The following is a 19,976-nucleotide window of genomic DNA, read 5'->3' on the forward strand; positions in this document are numbered from 1 at the left end:
TGATCCTAGTGTTGTTTTGGGCTACTACTCTTATGCCTGCACCGCAACTGGAAGGCGCTCTCAGGGGCGAAATCCGATGCCCCCTTGCGGGACGTCAGACAGAGAGGAGATTCGCCGTGATCGCTCGCGTGAAACGCGCGCAGAACCGCGCGATCCTCCTGGTCACACACCATTTTGCACCCGAGTCGGGCGCGCCGCAGCGACGCTGGGGAGCCCTCGCGGGCCACCTGGTACCGGCCGGATATCGGCTTACCGTTCTGACGCCCCCACCGCACTACCCTTCGGGAAAGATCACCCATTTTTCACCCGATTACCTGCCTGGATCGGTCAGTTCAGGAACCCATGGCGAAAAGATCATCCGGGTGAATTACCGGGAGCATTCTCATGGGCTCGGCTCACGTGCCGCCGACCAGGTGGTCGCGGCCGTCAGCTCGGTGCTGCACGGGGTCCGGCCCGCGGCCGGCCGGCCGGCCGTCGTCATCGCGACGGTGCCCGGGATCCCGAGCGTCGTCGCCGGCTGGGCTCTCGCCCGGTGGCACCGGGCCGGCTTCGTCGTGGAGATGCGCGACGCCTGGCCGGACCTCATCCAGCCCAGCGGCATCCTGCTGCGCCGGGGACGGAGCGGCGGCCTGCGCCGCGGTCTGCGCGACCTTGCGGCACGCGTGGTGCACCGCACCGTGACCCGGCTGCAGACCCGAGCCGACCTCGTGGTCACGACCACCGCCGCGTTCGCCGAGGTGCTGCGGTCGCGTGGCGTCCGCAACGTGGCAGTGGTGCGCAACGGGACGGCGTTCGCGCCCGTCCGTGAGAACGCTCCCGTCGTTCTGGCAGGCCGCCCCCTGCGCGTCGTCTACGCGGGCACCGTGGGCCGGTCGCAGGGCCTGGACGTCGCGGTGCGCGCCGCGGCCCTGGTCCAGGCACGCGGCTACACGCTCGACGTGCGCATCGTCGGGCACGGCAACGAGCTGGAGCCGCTGCGGCTCCTGGCGGCCGAGCTGGACGCACCGGTCCGTGTCGAGCCCTCCGTCCCGTCCACCGAGGTGCGCGACCTGTACGCCTGGGCCGACACCGTGATCGTCTCCCTGCGGGACTGGGAACCGTTCGAGTGGACCGTCCCGTCCAAGCTGTACGAGGTCATGGCCTCCGGCGTCGTCGCCTCGGCGTGCCTCGCCGGTGAGGCCGCCAGCCTGGTCGCGGCGAACGGCGCGGGCGCCGTCGTGCGTCCTGGCGACGTCGAGGGCCTCGCCGACCTGTGGTGCGGCTGGCTGTCCGACGACGTCGTGCCCGCTGCCTCGCCCGACGCCGCCGCCTGGGTCGCGGAGCACGCGAGCGACGCGGTACTGGGCCACCGCTACACCGAGCTGCTGGACGAGCTGCTCCCCCACCCGCTGGTGGGTAACGCCGGCCGAGGAGCACGCTACTGATGGCACCGCCTCTCCGGCGCGCGGGCGAGCTCGCGCGCAACCTGCGCTTCACCACGTCCTTCGTGGCCAGGACCCTCGTCGAGGACCCGCTCTGGCTGGCCGTCCAGACCGCCCGCCGGGCTCCGGAGCCGCTGCGCCGGCCGCTCGTGCGCGCCCTCCGGCTCGCTCCGACGCCGTCCGCGCCGCACGCGCTCGGCAGCATGCTCGCGGGCGACAACGCCCGCGCCGCGGACGAGGCACAGCAGCTGCTCGCCCGCAGCGACGGTCGTGGCCTGCGGGTCGCGGCGGAGGTCGCCGTCGCGGTGGGCCGCCCCGACCTGCTCGACGGTGTCGACGGCGCCGGCCCAGCGCGCTACCGCGCGGCGTGGCTGCTGGGTGATGCCGGGTCGATCGGTTCGGACGCGCCCGCCGGGCTGCGTACGCAGGTGGCTGCGCTGGAGCCCGAGCTGCAGGCCGGTGCCCGGGACGACGCGCAGAGCGCTGGGCCGGCACCCGCCGGGTCCACCCACCCTGGCGGCGTCACCGTGCTGCACCACCTGACCAACTCTCTGCCGCACACGCAGAGCGGATACACGCTCCGCTCGCACGCGATCCTGGTGGCGCAGCGCGCCGGCGGGCTCCGCGCTTCCGCGAGCACACGGCCCGGCTACCCGCTCACCATCGGGTCGCTCGCGGCGCGCGGGACCGACGTCGTGGACGGCGTCGCCTATCAGCGTCTCGTCCCGAGCCGTGTGCTGCCCGACGTCGCACGGCGGACCGCGCAGGAGGCCGAACTGCTGACCGAGGCCGCCCGCGCGGCGGGTGCCTCCGTCCTGCACACCACGACGCCGTCGGCCAACGGGGTGCTGGCCCGTACGGCGGCGCGGCGGCTCGGGATCCCCTGGGTCTACGAGGTGCGCGGCCTGCCCGAGGAGACCTGGGTGGCTTCGCACGGCACGACGGAGGGCCGTGCCCGCGCTGCGGCGTCGCGTCGTCGCGCCCTGATGCAGGCCAAGGAGACCGAGCTGGCACTCGCCGCCGACGCCGTGGTGACGCTCAGCGGCACCATGCGCGACGCGCTCGTGGCGCGAGGTGTGCCCTCGGGGCGCATCACCGTGGTGCCGAACGCAGTCTCCGACGCCCTGCTCACCACCGAGCATCCGACGCCCGAGGCCGCGCGAGCGGCGCTGGGCCTGCCCGCTGGACCCGCGATCGGGACCGTCAGCAGCCTGGTCGACTACGAGGGCCTGGAGACGGTGGTCCGCACGGTGGCGACGCTGCGTGCCCGCGGGCACGACGTGACGGGCCTGCTGGTGGGCGACGGCGTCTCGCGGCCAGGGCTCGCGCGCCTCGCGCGTGAGCTGGGCGTGGCCGACCACGTGGTGCTTCCCGGACGCGTGCCGTCCGACGTCGCGCTGACCTGGCTGGCCGCGCTGGACGTCGTGCTGGTGCCCCGGCGGGACCACGAGGTCACGCGCCTGGTGACGCCGCTCAAGCCCGTCGAGGCCATGGCGGTGGGCCGCCCGGTGGTCGCGAGCGCCCTGCCGGCCCTCGTCGAGGCAGTGGGCGGCGCCGGGCTGCACGTCGATGCCGACGACATGGAGGGGTGGGCCACCTCGGTCGGCGGCCTCCTGGAAGACGCGGTACGGCGCGCCGAGCTGGTCGAGCGCGGTCGAGTGGTAGCAGCCGAGAGGACATGGGTGCGCAACGCGGAGACGTATCTGGGGATCTACCGGACCTGCCTGGGGGTGGCGGTATGAGCGGTCCCGAGACCGGGTCGTACTCGGCGCTGTTCGACGCGTCGCCGATGACCACCAAGCTGGTGACGCTCGGCAACCTGTCGCGCGTCGGCGCCCGGCCACCGCTGGGGCAGTACATCGGGCTGCTGTGGGAGCGGCGGCACTTCCTCTGGGCTGATGCCCGGGCGAAGGTGACCAGTGGGACGCGGCAGAGTTTGCTGGGCAACGCCTGGCTGATCCTGAACCCGCTGATCAACGGCGCCGTGTATTACCTGGTGTTCGGTCTGCTGATGAAGAACGCGCGGGGCATCGACAACTTCGTCGGGTACCTGCTGATCGGGGTGTTCCTGTTCCAGTTCACCACCCAGTCGATCAACGGTGGCGCCCGTTCGGTGCAGGCGGGCAAGAATCTGATCCGGGCCTTCACGTTCCCGCGCGCCGCGCTGCCGATCTCCGTGATGCTGCGCAACCTCCTCAGCCTGGGCCCCACTCTGCTGACGCTGGCCGCGCTGATCTACTTCGTGCCGCCTGCCGAGGAGTACACCTGGCGCATCGCCCTGGTGGCGGGCGCTCTTGCGCTTCAGGTCATGTTCACCACGGGTCTCACGCTCCTGGTGGCTCGCTGGGCGGCCGCGCTGCCCGATGTCACCAACCTGATCAGCATGGTGATGCGCATCTGGCTGTACGCGTCGGCGGTGTTCTTCTCCTTCGACAGGCTCGTGGACGATCCCGAGCTGCTGAGGTGGCTCGAGGCGAACCCGATGTTCATCGTGCTGGACATCGTGCGGGACTGCGTGCTGTACGCCACCACGCCGGACCCGATGCGCTGGGTCTGGCTCGGTGGATGGGCCGTCGGCATGCTGCTCATCGGGTTCATCACCTTCTGGAGTGCGGAGGAGAGCTATGGCCGCTGACCTCGACTACCCGATGCCGGCACAACTGGGCCAGGGCGGTCCCGCGTCGATGCCGGTGCCCGCCCAGGGCCCGCTGTCGGCGGCGACGCCCATGTCGGTGCAGGCGCCTCCCCACACGGGCCAGATAGCGGCCGTCGCACCGCGGTCGGGCAGCACCCCGGTGCTATGGCCCACGGTGGCCGTGCAAGGGCTCCGGATGTTCTACCGGACGCCGTCGACCGACACGACCCGTGGTCGGCGCGCCAGGCTGAAGCGCGCCGTGCTCAACGCCGTCGGCCAGGAGCCCAAGGTGACGGTTCGTGCGCTGACGGACATCTCGTTCGTCGCGAACTCCGGCGAGCAGATCGGCATCGTGGGCCAGAACGGCTCCGGCAAGAGCACTCTCCTGCGGATCATCGCCGGCTTGGAGAAGCCCACCAAGGGCCAGGTGCTGGCCGAGAGCACACCCGTGCTCATCGGCGTGAACGCCGCCCTGGTGCCCGACCTGCCGGGCGAGGAGAACGTCCGTCTCGGCTGCCTGGCCATGGGCCTCTCCCCCGCGGAAACCCAGGCCGCCATCCCCGACGTCATCGAGCTCGCCGGCCTCGGCAAGTCGATCTACCTGCCCATGCGGACCTACTCCTCGGGTATGGCGGCACGGCTGCGCTTCGCCATCGCGACGGCGGCGCGCCCGCACATCCTGCTCATCGACGAGGCCCTAGCCACGGGCGACGCCGCGTTCAAGGAACGCAGCGAGGTGCGCATGGAGCGCTTGCGTAGGGAGGCGGGCACGGTGTTCCTGGTGAGCCACGCGGCACAGACCATCGAGGAGTCGTGCACCCGCGCCATCTGGCTGCACCACGGCCGCCTGGTGCTGGACGGCGAGGCGCAGGACGTCGCCGTCCGGTACCGGAAGTGGGCGTGGGCCTTCGCGAAGGACAAGCCGGACGAGGCCAAGCAGATCCTCGAAGATGCTTTTGCCGAACGACGGGAGACACAGGTGCGGTTCGACACGCCCGACCCCCCCAAGGGGCGAGTGCGGGAGCGGCACGCGCGGCCTACGGGGCGCGACGCCAAGCAGGCCAAGGCCAGCGCCGCGCGGGCCGCGGCCCAGTGGGCCAGGAGGGAAGACCTGTGACGCGACCCCTCGTCATGACGATCTACGGGACCCGCCCCGAGGCCATCAAGGTGGCGCCGGTCATCACGGCCCTGGAGACCGACGACCGGTTCGACTCGCTGACCGTCGTCACCGGCCAGCACCGGGAGATGCTCGACCAGGTCAACGAGGTGTTCGGCATCGTGCCGGACCACGACCTGGACATCATGAGCCACGGTCAGACGCTCGGGCAGATCTTCGCCCGCGTCATCACGCTGCTCGACCCGATCCTGGAGGCGCGTCGGCCCGACGCCGTCATCGTGCAAGGTGACACGTCGACCTCGACGGCCGCCGCCCTGGCCGCCTTCTACCGGCAGATCCCGGTGATCCACCTGGAGGCCGGCCTGCGCAGCGGCGACATCATGTCGCCGTTCCCGGAGGAGGCGAACCGGAAGATCACCTCCCAGATCGCATCGCTCCACCTCGCGCCCACCCTGCGGAGCCTCGCCAACCTGGTGGCAGAGGGCGTCCAGCTCGACGACATCGTCGTGACCGGCAACACCGTCATCGACGCCCTGTACCTGGCCGTGGAGCGGCGGACGGCGTTCACGGACCCGGCGCTCGCCCGCGTCGCGGCGTCGGGCCGCCGGATCGTGCTGGTGACGACGCATCGCCGGGAGAACTGGGGCGATGCCATGGAGGGTGTGGGCCGCGCGCTGGCGCGGATCGCACGGCGGTTCCCGGAGTCGGAGATCGTCCTGCCCGTGCACCGCAACCCCGTGGTGCGCGACGCCGTGCTCCCCCACCTCGAAGGGCTGCCGAACGTGACCGTCACCGAGCCGCTGGGCTACGGCGAGTTCACGCACCTGCTGGCACTGTCCACCCTGGTGCTCACCGACTCCGGCGGTCTCCAGGAGGAGGCACCCAGCCTCGGCAAGCCCGTGCTGGTGATGCGGGACAACACCGAGCGTCCTGAGGCGGTCGAGGCAGGCACTGCCCGGCTGATCGGAACCGCCGAGGAGCGCATCGTCGGCGAGGTGCATCGGCTGCTGACGAACGAGAGGGCCTATGCCGCCATGGCACAGGCCGTCAACCCGTACGGCGACGGGCACAGCGCAGGGCGAGTGCTGGACGCGACGGCCCGCATGCTCGCGCCAGTGCTGCCCGACGTGCTGCCCGACTTCAATCTGGTGGACGAACAGTTCACCGCAGTTTCCGCAGAAGGTGGGGCATGAGCAAGACCAGGGTCTTTATCTACGGCTCGTGCGTGTCGCGCGACACGTTCGAGCACTTCGATCCCGAGCAGTTCGAGCTCGTGGAGTACGTGGCGCGGCAGTCGGTGCTCAGTGCCTACACGAAGCCGGTGGAGCTCATGGCTCCCCCGACGCTCAAGTCGCGCTTCCAGCAGCGCATGATCACGGGCGACTTCTCGTCCAGCCTGCGTTCGCAGATGGCCACTCACAGCGCCGCCACAGATTTCGTGCTCGTGGACCTGACGGACGAGCGGCTCGGGGCGTATCTCCTGCCGGACGGCTCCATCGTGACCCGCTCGGTGGAGCTCATCGAGTCCGGCGGAGAGCAGTACCTGCCGCAGGGCACGCAACACATCGCGTTCGGCACCCAGCAGCACTTCGACTACTGGACCACCGCGATGGAGTACATCGGTGAGCAGATGCGGAGCCAGATGTCGCAGGCCACGATCGTGCTGCTCGACATCCCGTGGGCGGAGTGGTCCGAGTCGGGCACGGAGACCCCGGGCAGCTTCGGGATGCGGGCCGCGGAAGCCAATCCGGTCTTCCGGACGTACACCCGGGCGGCCGCCCAGGCACTGGGCGCCCATGTGATCTCCATGGAGCCGTCCGAGGTGGTATCCAGCCCGGACCATCCCTGGGGGGACGCGCCCTTCCACTACTCGGAGAACGTGTACCTGGAGATCGTCCGACGCCTGACCGGGGCCAAGGGGCGGGTGGTATGGGGGCCGGGATCCAAGTCCACAAGCCCCTCAAGCACGCCAACCGCTGCGACCCGGCCAGCAAAGCCCACCACACCAACTGCGCCCTCCTCGCCCGCGGAGAAGCCTCTTGTCGCACGCCTCCAGTACGGACCGAACCTGGTCCTCGCCGGGACACAAAAGGGTGGCGTGGAATGGCTCAAGAGAAACCTCGCGAACCACCCGGACGTCTTCGTGGCAGACACTTCGGGATCCAACTTCTTCAATCAGCGCACACGCGTGCGAGACTCAGAGGCCGCGGCGTCCTACCAGGCTGCCTTCGCCGATGGGCGGCAGTCGTCTCTTCGGGTTGACGCGTCACCGAACTATTTCTGGCAGGGTGACGGCAGTGCCCTATCGGTGGCACCGCACGAGACGGCAGAGAATATTCGCGCCATCGCACCCGACGACGCGCAGATTGCGATCATTCTTCGCAATCCGGTAGAGCGGGCGCTTTCTGCCTACTGGGCGCAGTTCGCGACAGGATCATTTGACCTGCCCCACAGCATCTTGCAGCGGCCGTCGTCCGCCGGCGTCATCGATATCGGGTTCTACGAGCGTCACTACACCCATTGGGCCAACACCCTGGGCGAGCACAGGATCAACGTCTTTCTCTATGACGACCTGGTCGCCGACCCGCAGAGCTTCCTGACCTCGACACTGCACGCCCTTGAGCTCGATGACTATCCCGAATTCTGGGCCAAGGCCGTCGTCAAAGCTCCGAGCGACAGCACCAAGTGGGTAATTCCGTTCAAGAAGCGCCATCCTGTGACGAAGCGAGAACTGTCTGTGCTCAGTCGGATATACGAGAGCGACGTCAGATTCGTCGAGCAGCTCACCAACCGAGATCTTTCCTCCTGGAGAAAGCTAGGGCAGTAGGAGAGAAATCTGCGGCAGCAGAAGTTGCACTCGGCAGGGCTACCGGTCACAGGTGCGAGCTCGCGCCTGTGACCGGCAACTACCCCTTCGCCCGAGACAGACGCCGCTCGGCACGCTCCCACATTCGACCAAGAACGAAATCTTCGTCGGCAGACGGCTGGTAGTGCTTACCAAAATAGAACCCACCAGGCACCAGCGTCATTTCACCGAGCACGGCCCCCTCGGCTGTCGCGTACATGTCCACCCTGACGAAAGGTGTCGGGGCGGCCACCGAGGCCCTTCTGGCCACCTCGAGAAGATCGCGCCATGCCTGAGGCCGACTCGGCGACTCCTCCAGTTCTAGGTACCGCAGGTTCGTCGTCACTCGAGAGAGATCCATCGGATCGAAGTTTTCGTCGAACCACGACAGCCGGGTCTTCTTCCCGTTTCGGTCGAACCCGATAACGAACGCAATCTCACCCTGGAACGCGTACGCCTTGTAATCCATCGGGACCGCACGCCCGGACTCGTCGACGATCCGCTCTTCGACAATGGTCATCCTGTTGGGCTTCGTCGACCGGTCATATAATTCCTGATGCCTGGCGACGATATCGTCGAACGACAGGTCCACGGACCGCATCGATTCATGATAACCGTCGCCCGTGCGAGCCAGAACCATCACTCCGATTGAGGAGGACTCGTACGTGGGCTTCAGGACGAACCTGTCCGGAAGTTCGTTCAGGTCGATCTGACCAGGGTCGTCGAACGTGCGAAGAATCTCGACAACTGGCACTCCGATGAGTTTAGCAAACTCGTAGCACTTGATCTTGTCATGCAGGAACCACGGAACTCGGCGCTCTTTGCCGCTACCTCGCAGCTGAAGATGCTCGATGAATCTCATGTCTTGATCCTTAATTGACGACTGCAGATAGCTCGGCAACAAGTCGACGATCCACCTGGGATTGTGTTCGGCCATTGCACACGACGTCACGTCCCGCCTTCTGAAATTGACTATAGAGGTCATCAGCCATAATTCCATGGAGAGATTCCACGACCGACACGTTTAGATCCGAAGCTGGGACGTAATCGCCAAAGTTGCAGTCAGCGGCAACCTCGAGCGCATCGGCCCTTGAGATCCCGACGCTCGCACGCGCACCGGCCCCGAACACCGGCGTGCCCACCGCCAGGGACTGGAGTGCTCCTCGACCGGCAGAGACACAGATCAAGGACGCACCCAGGCGACCTGGAATTTCGGACGGGTCGAGCCATCCATCCATCGCGACCCGGTCGGCTCCAAGCGCGGCACGGAGCCGCCTCTCGAAGTCCCTTCGCCGAGGCCCGTCCCCCAGAACCCGGACCTGTGCGTGAATGCCGTGTTCTGACTCCAGTGTACGAGCCACTGCGATACCACCCTCGATCATGCGCAGCTTGTCATGGGAAAGCCGACCGACGATCGCGACGACGGGAGACGTCAGCTTGTCCGACAACGGGATAGTTGGCCGCTCAAGGATAGCGTCATCAATTCCATTAGGAATGACCGTGATCTTGTCTCGAGGCACGAAGGAATATCCCTCGACTGCTGCACCGATTGACGGCGCTGTCACCAGCAGCCGATCCAGCCCGTCGTGCCACAAATGGATGTTGTCATGCGCGATACCGTGAAACATGACAACGAAACTTGCACCAGAGGCTTCACTGATTTCCTGGCCCAGTTCACGGGAGTTGAAGGGTTGCGAGAACACCAGATCCGGGTGCCAGTCGATCGCTTGCTGACGAACCGATGAGATACCGGTGTTCCAGTCAACACCGATCACAAACGGGATACCGAGCTTCCGCGCCGCGTCACATACCGCACCCTCGGTCCCGATGAACATTACTTGAGCACCTGCTTCGTGCAATGCCTTGCAGGCGCCAATGACGTTCTCGTGCAATCCTCCCCAGCTTGCCACCGTGAACGCGGTCAGCACGATCCGAACACCGTTCATCAGGCTCCCTCCGCATCAAGCCGGACACCCGCGGACAGCGTCAGCCGCGCGGCAGCCAAGAGCTCTTTGGGCGATACGCCGTATCCGACGAGTCGGACATGACCCACGTCCAGCCGCGATGCCGCGAGAAGAGCCCCAGCGACGTCGACCCTCCACGCGTCCTTCAAACCGAGATGCGCCGCGAAGAACTGCGAGTTGGACGGGATCGCCAGCGCACCTCGTGACGCCTGTTGTCCGTAATGCATGTCGCCGGCGACCAGGTGCAGGTTCAATGCATCAACCCCAAGTGCCTGATGATTCACCGCTTGACCAGAATGAAGCCGGAGTGTTTGTGCTCCCCGGCTCCGGACCGCGTCATTCGAGACTCTGACCGGTCTCAGATGCCGCTTTCCCAGGTAGACGAATACTGCTTCTGCCATATGGGATGACATCCCCCGCGGCGGATCGAAGACCGAGCCCACAAGGTTCCCGAAGGTGAGGGCCGCGGCAGCGGCAGCCATATCCGGAGTGGGATCGGCGAGAGGGCTGTCTATCCAGAGCCACGCGTCCCCGACTCGGCCATCATCTGCGTCGAATCTGTCGACGCGGACACCGGCCCGCCCATCGGGCTCGCGATGAAATTCGAAGCGCACGCTACAGAACCCCTTCAGTGACGTCACCGCTGAGGCTGTCTACAAGCTCCTGCGGATGGCTTCGCGCAAGTCGCGCCATCAATCCTTCGGACCGGTCTTGTTCGACGATCCACAAAGTGAGCTCGACGAGACCGGTCATGTCCGACCGAAGGCTGATCGCGCAGGACTCGGTCACGACAGCGCCACGCGGCGTGTCGTATTCGCCGAAAGCCACCACACCCACATGGGTGTGGGTCGGGCGTCGGTCTCGGACGATCGAATTGAGAAGGATCCGCTCCCAGTCGACGATCGTGCCCCCACGTGAGTGCCGCCGCTTATGCAAGACCACGACATCGACGCCGCGCGACCGAAGCTCGCCGAGCTCACCGAGCGTGACATCACCAAGCACCACGAGCTCGCTGCCGGGGCGACCCTCGTCAAGGACATTTGCCACCGCACGGACCTTGTCCTGGAGGCGTGCCTCGACGACGCCGTTGAAAGGCCTGCCCCTCGCGATCACCACTCGTTCGACCAAGTGATCCGGAAGATCTCCACCCAGGTCCTCAAACGGCCTTGCCCGGTTCCTCATCACAGGCCAGCGATAGTCGGACTGGGCTGCGGCGACCGCACGTCGATCCTCCTCGCGCAGCCCCACGCCCTGAAGTATTCGGGAGATGCGCGCCGCGCTCTTCTGAGCGGTTCCGTCGACCGCGCTCACTTGCGCATCATGGATACGCCGGAGGGTGACGACCTGACCGCAGTGGATCCACGTCGTCCCGAGACGGAGTGCCCGTGTAGCGACATCGTGATCGACCGCCGACGTAAGGCGTTCGTCATATGGAACAGCCTCAAGCAGCGAACGGCGCACAAGCCACGTCGGGTGCCCTGGTGTTTGTCCGTTGTGCAGGACGACAGGCATACCGAATTTCTGTCGTGTGAGGTGGACGAGCATCTCGCCGGTCTCATCGTGAAAGTTGGCCCATGCGCCGTACACAGCATCGGTCCCCCTGCTGAGCGTACGAAGCTGCAACTCGATACGGTCTGAAACCATGATGTCGTCGTCATCGTGAACCGCGATCCAGTCGCCACGTGCCTGGGACGTCGCGAAGTTCCGTGCAGCGGAGATTCCCGACGCCGGCCTGCTGAACCAGCGGAGACGAGGATCGCTGACCGAACGCAGGATGTCCTGCGTCCCATCGGCCGACCCGTCGTCCACAACGATCAGTTCCAAATTCGACATGCTCTGGCCGAGCACCGAGCTGATCGCATCGGGCAGGTACCTGGCACGGTCGCGGGTCGCGATGACCACACTGACAAGTGGTTTCTCTGGAGCGAACTCCCAGCGGGGCAAGTTGGCAATAATCGGCCGGCCTTCGAGGAACTTGAATTGCGGCTCCTCGGGAACAATCCATTCCCTCAATGAGTCCAGGTCGCCGATGCTGCAGACGACGCGCCTTGCCCCTGTCCACTGGACTCTTTGGGCCAGGTCCTCAGTACACTCTCCAAAGCCGCCGATGTTCTGGTCAGCTCCGCGGACGGAGTTGAACGACGCGCTCGCTACCGTGAAGACACGGCGCGGGTCGTGCGCATGGTACGCCAATGCCTCTGGCCCCTCTGGCGTGCTGACGCGCGACTCCAGCACAACCGAGTCCGCGGTCGCTGCCGTCCCGTCGATACCGTCCACCAGTTCGGTGACGGCACCATCGAAGACGCCACTCGCGAATGTATAGGTTGCAGCGGGCACCGCAAGAGAAACGGCATAGTTGATCCGTCGCCCCGGCGTCCATCCCGCCGGGCACTCGATGGCTCGAGCGTGCGCGCCGATACGTGTGAGACCGCTCGCTGACTCAGGCACCATGATCAGCACCTCGAACCCGCTGCTGACGAGCGTGTCGACGAACTCACCGATCTCGTAACGGTCCAAGTCCGGCGTGTCGTAGAGGTCAAGGACGAACAGGCGATTCATGTCGCTCATCGCGCGCCCGCCGTCATCCCACGCGTGTCGATAACGTTCTTCGCCACGAGTCGCCCCACCACGGCGCGGAACGCCGCGTGGTCCACCAGCAGCGTGTGCACATCGGCGCTCGCCAACGCTTCCTCGGCGTCCACCAGCCGCACGTTGGGCAGCTCCGCCAGCTCGGCGGGCAGCTCGTCGATGTGCGGTTCCACCGCCAGCACCGTCGTGTGCGGGAAGGTCCGCGCCAGCTCTCGCACGATCCCGACCGCCGGCGACTCCCGCAGGTCGTCGATGTTCGGCTTGAACGCGAGCCCGTAGGCGGCGACGACCGGAGCCTCGATCCCGGCGACGGCGTCGAGCACCTTGTGCAGCACCCAGCGCGGCTTCGAGTCGTTCACCTCGCGCGCGGTGCGGATCAGCCGCGCTTCCTCGGGCGCCGCGTCGACGATGAACCACGGGTCCACGGCGATGCAGTGCCCGCCCACGCCCGGACCGGGCTGCAGGATGTTCACCCGCGGGTGGTGGTTCGCGAGCCGGATGAGCTCCCAGACGTCGATGTCCAGCCGGTCCGCCACCAGCGACAGCTCGTTCGCGAAGGCGATGTTCACGTCGCGGAACGAGTTCTCGACCAGCTTGGCGGTCTCGGCAGTCACGGCGTCCGTCAGCAGGATCTCGCCCTGGCAGAACACCTGGTACAGGTCCCGTGCCTGCTTCGCGGCCTCGGGAGTGATCCCGCCCACGATCCGGTCGTTCGTCACGAGCTCGACCATGACCCGTCCGGGCAGCACCCGTTCCGGGCAGTGCGCGACATAGATGACCGGCCGCCCGTCCGAGCCGTCGAGGCTGAGGTCAGGGCGCTCGGCCAGGATCCAGTCGGCCATGCGCCGCGTCGTCCCGGGCGGCGAGGTGGACTCCAGGATCACCAGCTCGCCGCCCCGCAGCGTGGGCGCGAGCGCCTCCGCGGCGGACCTGATGTACGAGAGGTCGGGCTTGTGGTCGGCCATGAACGGCGTGGGGACCGCCACGATATACGCGTCCGCAGGTTCAGGCGCAGCGACCGCCCGCAGCTTTCCGGACGACACCCCTTCCGCGACGTATCCCGCCAGGTCTGGCTCGACGAAAGGCACTTCGCCGCGGTTCACCGCCGTGACGGTCGTCGGGCTCACGTCCACACCCGTCACCGCCACACCGTTCGCCGCAAGGATCGCCGCGGTCGGTAGCCCGATGTAACCGAGCCCGATCACGCCGACAGTGCTGATCCCCATGTTTCCCCGCCTCAGAAGAAGACGTGCGTCGCCGCACGTCCGTAGTGCTTGACCTCGCCGCTCGCAAGCAGCTCGGCTTCGGTCGCGTCCCAGGAGTGCCCGCCTGCGGCGGAGCGCACCTGGACGAAGTTGAACCGGTCGGCGGAGTAGAGCGTCCCGCCGGCCTGGAGAAGGTCCTCGAGGAACGCCGTGTCCTCGCCCCGCGGCAGAGCCCGGAAGCGCACGGTGGCAGCGATCTCACGCGCGGCGACGATCGTCGGACCCATCACGCGGTCGGTGTACCGGTGCTCCCGGTCCGCGAACCGCAGGATCGTCGCGTCCGAGCCCTCAAGGTGCATGTAGTGCGCCTGCTTGCCCACCACGTCCGCGCCGGAGTACGCCATCGCGTACAGCTGGTCGGACAGGTACTGCGGCCCGTACAGGTCGTCGTCGTCGATCTTGGCCACGACGTCGCCGTCGGCGGCCTCGAGCAGCAGGTTCAGGCAGGAGCCCAGCGGCACGTCGGACGACGCCGACAGCAGCTCAAGGCGCTCGACCCCCGCTTCCTTGGCCCGCGCCCGCAGATCGGCGTCATCCACCTCGAACCCGTGGGAGAGCAGCGCGACCTGCAGGTCCACCCCCTCCTGCGCACCCAGCACGCTCAGCACGTGGTCCAGCTGGTGCGGACGGTTCGTCGAGACCAGCGCGGTCACGCTGGGCCGCGGGACGAGGGCGGAGGTGACCAGTCCTGCCTCGCGCAGCACCTTCTGCGACCGGGCACCGTAGGTGTGCTCGCGCCAGATCCGGCGCTGCCCCTTGTGCACGGCGCGGTCGCGCAGCTCCGGCGAGCGCACGAGCGCACGGATCGTGTGCGCGGCCGTCTCTCGCGTGTCGGCGACGAAGACCTCGTCGGACGGGAAGTACTCCGCCACCGCGGCGCTCGGCGTCGAGACGACGGGCGTGCCGCTGGCCGTGATCTCGAAGATCCGCCGCGCGCACATCGACGGCGAACCGACCACGGAGTTCACGTTGAGGAAGACCTTGTACTCGCGGTACGCGGTCAGCATCCGGTCGTAGTCGAGCGAGCCGACGACGCGTCCGTCCAGCGGCGCCGGGAACTGGTACTTCTGGTCCTTGCCGCGGAACCGGCTGAAGATCTCGAGGCCGTGCTCCATCTTCGGCGAGACGTCCAGCGCGGCGCCGAGCAGCAGGTCCATCTGTTCGCGCCGCTCCGGGTACTTGTGCGCGAAGTACATGCCGGCGAACGCGACGTCGCGTCCCGGTCCTCGACCGTGCAGCCGCACCGGGTTGTGGATGGCCGGCTGCGCCGCGAACTCCAGCACGCCCACCCGGTCGTGCCCCAGCGCGTCCGCGTACGCGGGCAGGCGGTCGACGTCAGTCGTGTAGACGCGGTCGAACAACCGCGCCGCGTCCAGGAAGTCCGCGAAGTGGACCGGATCTTCCTTGTTCCAGAACACCGTTGGCACACCCGCGGCGCGGCAGGCCTCGACGAGCTCGACGAACGCCGGGCGCGGAGCCGATGTGCCCGTCAGGTGATACTGCCACGCGCCGCCGTTGCCGTTCCAGGCCGACTCGACGAACAGGAGGTCCAGGCCCGTCGTCAGCTCGTCATGCCAGGTCGCGGGCGTCAGGGCGACCTGATCCCACTCGGAGGCGAACGCCAGGCGAGAGAAGTCGTCCAGGATGACGCCGACCCTGAGGTCCCGGCGGCCGGACGCGACGGAACGCGCGGTCGCGATGCGGGACGCCGGACGGGCCGGCCACGGGTCGAACGTCAGGCCGTGCTTCGTCAGCCGCGCCCCGCCGGACTGTGCCGCCATGGGCACCCGTTGCCGCCGCAGGTAGGTACGCAGCTGCTGGGGGCCACCCGCACGGAGGTGCCACGCCGCCCGACGAAGCTGCCGCACCACGCCTGGCGCACGATCCTTCACAGCAAGAATGTCCCTGTCTGCCCGAGAGCCATCTGGAGAGAACAGCACCCCGCCAGGCGCAAAGATTGGAGGTGCCAGACGTTCGGGATGCGCCATTGATCGGCTCATGCTACAAGCGGCAATTACCTAAGTTCCGCCGCTTTCGGGTGAAAACCCGCGAGTTCACCCGGGTGACAAATACGCCCATCGACCAGGGCACCCATGTCGCCGTCGACCGGCGGCTCACCACCAACCCGGAGTCGCTGTCAGGGCACGGGCTCGATGCGCTCCAGCTGCTCGTCGACCGAGATGCGGTGACCGAAGTAGGACACGGCCCCGTTGGTGCAGAGAAGCACCAGAGCGGCCGCGACCAGCACCACCACGAACCCCTTGCGGCGGCGCGCGCGGCGCGCGGGGCGACGCTCCGGCTCGGAAGGCTCCGGCGCAGCGAGAAGGTCGGTACCTCCGTGGGACTCATGCATATCCATGTATTTACCGTCCCCTATGCCCCCGCCGCATCACCCTTGGCCGGAGATCACCCGCTCATTCACCCGGAAGTCATTCCGCAGGTCATCGACTGCCTGAGCCATGGGAAGATCTGGCCCATGCGCGGAATCATTCTCGCCGGCGGCTCGGGCACGCGGCTGCACCCGATCACCCAGGGCGTCAGCAAGCAGCTCGTGCCGGTCTACGACAAGCCGATGATCTACTACCCGCTGTCCACCCTGATCCTGGCTGGGATCCGCGAGGTCCTGGTCATCACCACGCCGCACGACGCGGATCAGTTCCAGCGACTGCTCGGGGACGGTTCGCAGTTCGGCATCTCGATCAGCTACACGACACAGCCGTCGCCCGACGGACTCGCGCAGGCCTTCGTGCTCGGCGAGGAGTTCCTCGGCGACAGCTCGGTGGCCCTGGTGCTGGGCGACAACATCTTCTACGGTCCAGGCCTGGGCCACCAGCTCACTCGCTTCGCGGACATCGACGGGGGCGCCGTCTTCGCCTACCGGGTCGCCGATCCCACCGCCTACGGCGTGGTCGAGTTCGACGAGCACGGCAAGGCCCTGTCTCTCGAGGAGAAGCCGGTCCGGCCCAAGTCGAGGTATGCGGTGCCCGGCCTGTACTTCTACGACAACTCGGTCGTCGACATCGCCAAGGGCCTCAAGCCCTCGGCCCGTGGCGAGTACGAGATCACCGACGTCAACGCCGAGTACCTGCGTCAGGGACGGCTTCAGGTCGAGGTGCTTCCACGCGGCACCGCCTGGCTGGACACCGGTACCTTCGACTCGCTCCTGGAGGCCTCTGACTACGTCCGCACCGTCGAGCGTCGCCAGGGTCTCAAGATCGGCTCGCCGGAGGAGGTCGCCTGGCGACGCGGATTCCTGTCCGACGACGACCTGCGCGCCCGCGCCGAGACCCTCGTCAAGTCCGGCTACGGCAGCTACCTGCTCAGCCTGCTCGACGACTGACGGAACCGAGGCCTTACGAGAGCCCCAGCACCACCGGCGCCGCAACCTTCCAGCGCTCGGCCCAGTCGCCGATCGGCTCGACGCCGACCTCGCGGAGCCGGTCGTGCCCCAGCACCGAGTACGCGGGCCGAGGCGCGGGCAGCTGGTAGGCGGCACTCGTCGTCGTGTCGACGGGCGTGGCATGCCCGGCCGCTGCCACGATCTCGCGCGCGAAGCCCCACCAGGTCACCGCGCCCGACGACGTGCCGTGGTAGATGCCGCCCGGGGCCTCTGCCCCGACGAGGCGCACGATGAGATCCGCCAGATCGGCGGTCCAGGTGGGCTGTCCGGTCTGGTCGTCCACGACGCTCAGCCGGTCCCGCTCACCCGCGACGCGCGCGATGGTCTTGGGGAAGCAACGCCCGCCCGCCCCGTACAGCCAAGCGGTCCGCACCACGACGGCGTCGGGCATCTCCGCCCGGACGGCCCACTCGCCTGCAGCCTTGGTTCGGCCGTAGGCCGAGCGCGGCTGGACCGGAGCGTCCTCCGGGTAGGGCTCGGTCGCACCGCCGTCGAACACGTAGTCCGTCGACACGTGGACCATCCGCGCGCCCGCTGCCGCGGTGGCGCAGGCCAGGTTCGCGGCGCCCGTCGCATTGACGGCGAAGGCCTCGGGCTCGTGCGTCTCCGCGTCGTCAACGGCGGTCCAGGCGGCGCAGTTGATGACGACGTCGTAGCCCGCCACCGCAGCGCGCGTCGCCATGGCGTCGGTGATGTCCAGCTCGCTCCGCCGGATGCCGGCGACGTGGTGCCCTGCCGCGCTGGCTGCAGCAACCACGTCCTGACCGAGCATCCCGGCAGCGCCGACCACGAGCCATCGCTGGTCCTGCGCATGTTCGCCGGCCACTCCGGGAGTCTCAGTCACTCTAGGATCCTAGGGCCAGGACCCACCCGTGAGGAGCCCCATGAAGTACCGCGAGCTGACCGTGCCCGGCGCGTTCGAGATCACCCCTCAGCAGTTCGGCGACCCGCGCGGCCTCTTCTTCGAGGCGTTCAAGGCCGGCCCGTTCGCCGACGTCGTCGGGCACTCGTTCGACCTGCAGCAGGCCAACTGCTCCGTGTCGGCCGCCGGGGTGCTCCGCGGCGTCCACTTCGCGGACGTTCCGCCCAGCCAGGCCAAGTACGTCATGTGCGCCAAGGGCGCGGTGCTGGACGTCGTCGTGGACATCCGCGTGGGCTCACCCACCTTCGGCACATGGGACGCCGTGCTGCTCGACGACACCGACCGCCGCGCCGTCTACCTGTCCGAGGGCCTGGGCCACGCCTTCATGTCCCTCGAGGACGGCTCGACGGTCCTGTACCTGTGCTCGTCCGGCTACGCGCCGGGCCGTGAGCACGGCATCCACCCGCTCGACCCGGACCTGGCCATCGACTGGCCCACCGTCGCCCGCGACGGCAGCCCCCTGACCCCGCTCCTCTCGGAAAAGGACGAGGCGGCCCCCACCTTGGCCGAGGCAAAGGCCCAGAACCTACTCCCGACCCTGGACGCGGTCACCGCCTACACCACCTCCCTTACCGGCCGCTGAGTGCGCTGAGTGCTGGGTATTTGTCGTTTACTGTGCGCCAAAGGGACAGATACCCAGCACTCAACGGGGGCTACTGGTTGGAGCGGGCGTATCTGGCCTCCGTCGCCGCCTTCGCACCCCTCCACCAGGACTCGTTCTCCTGGTACCAGCGCACCGTCGCCGCCAACCCCGCACGGAAGTCCGTGTACCGCGGCGTCCAGCCCAGCTCCGTGCGCAGGCGCGAGGCGTCGATCGCGTAGCGCAGGTCGTGCCCGGCGCGGTCGGCCACGTGGTCGAAGTCGTCCGCGTCCCGCCCGAAGATCTCCAGCAGGGTCCGCACGACGTCGAGGTTGCTGGCCTCGCCGTCGGCCCCGATGAGGTAGGTCTCGCCGACCTTGCCCTTCTCGATGATGCTCCAGACCGCCGAGTTGTGGTCCTCGACGTGGATCCAGTCGCGCACGTTGAGGCCGGCGCCGTACAGCCGGGGGCGGACGCCGTCGATCAGGTTGGTGACCTGGCGCGGGATGAACTTCTCGATGTGCTGGTAGGGCCCGTAGTTGTTGGAGCAGTTCGAGATCGTGGCGTGCACCCCGAAGGACCGTACCCAGGCCCGGACCAGCAGGTCGGACCCGGCCTTCGTCGACGAGTAGGGCGACGACGGGTTGTACGGGGTCTCGGGGGTGAACCGCTCGGAGGTGTCCAGCGGGAGGTCGCCGTAGACCTCGTCCGTCGAGATGTGGTGGAACCGCACCCCGTGCTTACGGACCGCCTCCAGCAGCGTGAACGTGCCCACCAGGTTGGTCTGCACGAACGGGGACGGATCGTTCAGCGAGTTGTCGTTGTGCGACTCCGCGGCGAAGTGGACCACCAGGTCCGACTCCCCCACGAGCCGGTCCACGAGCGGCGCATCCGTGATCGAGCCCTCGACCAGCTCCACGCGGTCGGCGACGGCGTCGAGCGACGACCGGTCGCCCGCATAGGTGAGGGCGTCGAGCACCGTGACTCGCGCGTCGGGGCGCTCCCGCACCGTCTGCTGGACGAAGTTCGCGCCGATGAAACCGGCGCCGCCGGTGACCAGGACCTGCATTGCCATCTCCTCGTGGTGGGAAGCCGGTTCAGTCGCGGCCGTAGATGTCGCGGGTGTAGACCTTGTCGGCGACGTCGTCGAGGGCCTCGGTGCGGCGGTTGGCGATGATGACGTCGGCGCGGGACTTGAACGTGTCGAGGTCGCGGACGACCTCGGAGCTGAAGAACTC

At 67.8% G+C, this 19,976-nt stretch carries 17 protein-coding genes and 1 pseudogene; 8 read left to right on the forward strand and 10 right to left on the reverse strand.

From position 1 onward, the window contains the following. Nucleotides 1-128 precede the first annotated feature (128 nt). Genes AB0F40_RS08910 through AB0F40_RS08935 form a run of 6 tightly spaced genes read left to right on the forward strand, consistent with a single transcriptional unit; the run spans nt 129 to nt 8,000 of the window. Nucleotides 129-1,424 (forward strand): glycosyltransferase family 4 protein, encoded by a 1,296-nt coding sequence (locus AB0F40_RS08910; protein WP_357465826.1) that lies wholly within the window; start codon nt 129-131, stop codon nt 1,422-1,424. Then, a complete protein-coding gene (locus AB0F40_RS08915; RefSeq protein ID WP_357465792.1) occupies nt 1,424-3,163 on the forward strand; it encodes a glycosyltransferase in 1,740 nt (579 codons plus the stop codon). Before AB0F40_RS08910 ends, AB0F40_RS08915 begins: the two co-directional genes overlap by 1 nt. After that, complete coding sequence (locus tag AB0F40_RS08920) at nt 3,160-4,056, forward strand: ABC transporter permease (RefSeq protein ID WP_357465794.1); 897 nt, start codon at nt 3,160-3,162, stop codon at nt 4,054-4,056. The genes AB0F40_RS08915 and AB0F40_RS08920 overlap by 4 nt, the downstream gene beginning before the upstream one ends. After that, nucleotides 4,046-5,173: an ABC transporter ATP-binding protein gene (locus tag AB0F40_RS08925; RefSeq protein WP_357465796.1), complete on the forward strand. Its 1,128-nt coding sequence runs from the start codon at nt 4,046-4,048 to the stop codon at nt 5,171-5,173. Before AB0F40_RS08920 ends, AB0F40_RS08925 begins: the two co-directional genes overlap by 11 nt. A 14-nt stretch (nt 5,174-5,187) precedes the next feature. Further along, nucleotides 5,188-6,366 (forward strand): UDP-N-acetylglucosamine 2-epimerase (non-hydrolyzing), encoded by a 1,179-nt coding sequence (gene wecB, locus AB0F40_RS08930; RefSeq protein WP_357465829.1) that lies wholly within the window; start codon nt 5,188-5,190, stop codon nt 6,364-6,366. Continuing rightward, a complete protein-coding gene (locus AB0F40_RS08935; RefSeq protein WP_357465798.1) occupies nt 6,363-8,000 on the forward strand; it encodes a DUF6270 domain-containing protein in 1,638 nt (545 codons plus the stop codon). The genes wecB and AB0F40_RS08935 overlap by 4 nt, the downstream gene beginning before the upstream one ends. Before the next feature lie 79 nt (nt 8,001-8,079). On the opposite strand, the gene AB0F40_RS08940 is transcribed toward AB0F40_RS08935, so the two are convergent. The 7 genes from AB0F40_RS08940 to AB0F40_RS08970 all read right to left on the reverse strand — a co-directional run bounded on the left by AB0F40_RS08940 (nt 8,080) and on the right by AB0F40_RS08970 (nt 16,195). Next, a complete protein-coding gene (locus AB0F40_RS08940; protein WP_357465800.1) occupies nt 8,080-8,880 on the reverse strand; it encodes an ATP-grasp fold amidoligase family protein in 801 nt (266 codons plus the stop codon). A 10-nt stretch (nt 8,881-8,890) separates the two neighbouring features. After that, nucleotides 8,891-9,964 (reverse strand): glycosyltransferase, encoded by a 1,074-nt coding sequence (locus AB0F40_RS08945; protein ID WP_357465802.1) that lies wholly within the window; start codon nt 9,962-9,964, stop codon nt 8,891-8,893. Continuing rightward, the gene (locus tag AB0F40_RS08950; protein WP_357465804.1) at nt 9,964-10,596 is read right to left on the reverse strand and encodes a hypothetical protein; all 633 of its coding nucleotides are present in this window, start codon (nt 10,594-10,596) and stop codon (nt 9,964-9,966) included. The genes AB0F40_RS08945 and AB0F40_RS08950 overlap by 1 nt, the downstream gene beginning before the upstream one ends. A 1-nt stretch (nt 10,597) precedes the next feature. Further along, nucleotides 10,598-12,550, reverse strand: coding sequence for a glycosyltransferase (locus AB0F40_RS08955; protein WP_357465806.1), 1,953 nt, complete (start codon nt 12,548-12,550; stop codon nt 10,598-10,600). Then, nucleotides 12,547-13,797, reverse strand: a complete 1,251-nt coding sequence (wecC, locus tag AB0F40_RS08960) for a UDP-N-acetyl-D-mannosamine dehydrogenase (RefSeq protein WP_357465808.1) — start codon at nt 13,795-13,797, stop codon at nt 12,547-12,549. The genes AB0F40_RS08955 and wecC overlap by 4 nt, the downstream gene beginning before the upstream one ends. Nucleotides 13,798-13,808: 11 nt before the next feature. Then, complete coding sequence (locus AB0F40_RS08965; protein ID WP_357465810.1) at nt 13,809-15,728, reverse strand: glycosyltransferase; 1,920 nt, start codon at nt 15,726-15,728, stop codon at nt 13,809-13,811. Between the two features lie 245 nt (nt 15,729-15,973). Beyond that, nucleotides 15,974-16,195, reverse strand: coding sequence for a hypothetical protein (locus AB0F40_RS08970; RefSeq protein ID WP_357465812.1), 222 nt, complete (start codon nt 16,193-16,195; stop codon nt 15,974-15,976). Between the two features lie 117 nt (nt 16,196-16,312). Between AB0F40_RS08970 and rfbA the strand changes: the two genes are divergently transcribed. Further along, a complete protein-coding gene (gene rfbA / locus AB0F40_RS08975; RefSeq protein WP_357465814.1) occupies nt 16,313-17,176 on the forward strand; it encodes a glucose-1-phosphate thymidylyltransferase RfbA in 864 nt (287 codons plus the stop codon). A gap of 13 nt (nt 17,177-17,189) precedes the next feature. Here rfbA and rfbD read toward each other — a convergent pair whose 3' ends face one another. Beyond that, the gene (rfbD, locus tag AB0F40_RS08980; RefSeq protein ID WP_357465816.1) at nt 17,190-18,080 is read right to left on the reverse strand and encodes a dTDP-4-dehydrorhamnose reductase; all 891 of its coding nucleotides are present in this window, start codon (nt 18,078-18,080) and stop codon (nt 17,190-17,192) included. A 40-nt stretch (nt 18,081-18,120) separates the two neighbouring features. Between rfbD and rfbC the strand changes: the two genes are divergently transcribed. Beyond that, nucleotides 18,121-18,741 carry a dTDP-4-dehydrorhamnose 3,5-epimerase gene (rfbC, locus tag AB0F40_RS08985; RefSeq protein WP_357465818.1) on the forward strand — a complete coding sequence of 207 codons (621 nt, stop codon included), beginning with the start codon at nt 18,121-18,123 and terminating at the stop codon, nt 18,739-18,741. A gap of 70 nt (nt 18,742-18,811) precedes the next feature. Here rfbC and rfbB read toward each other — a convergent pair whose 3' ends face one another. Both rfbB and AB0F40_RS08995 read right to left on the reverse strand, forming a co-directional pair. After that, nucleotides 18,812-19,807 (reverse strand): dTDP-glucose 4,6-dehydratase, encoded by a 996-nt coding sequence (gene rfbB / locus AB0F40_RS08990; protein ID WP_357465831.1) that lies wholly within the window; start codon nt 19,805-19,807, stop codon nt 18,812-18,814. Nucleotides 19,808-19,835: 28 nt separating this feature from the next. Continuing rightward, a pseudogene (locus AB0F40_RS08995) lies at nt 19,836-19,976 on the reverse strand (UDP-glucose 6-dehydrogenase); the annotation flags it as partial.

Origin of the sequence: Promicromonospora sp. NPDC023987, assembly GCF_040639055.1 — a bacterium.
Lineage (GTDB): Bacteria > Actinomycetota > Actinomycetes > Actinomycetales > Cellulomonadaceae > Promicromonospora.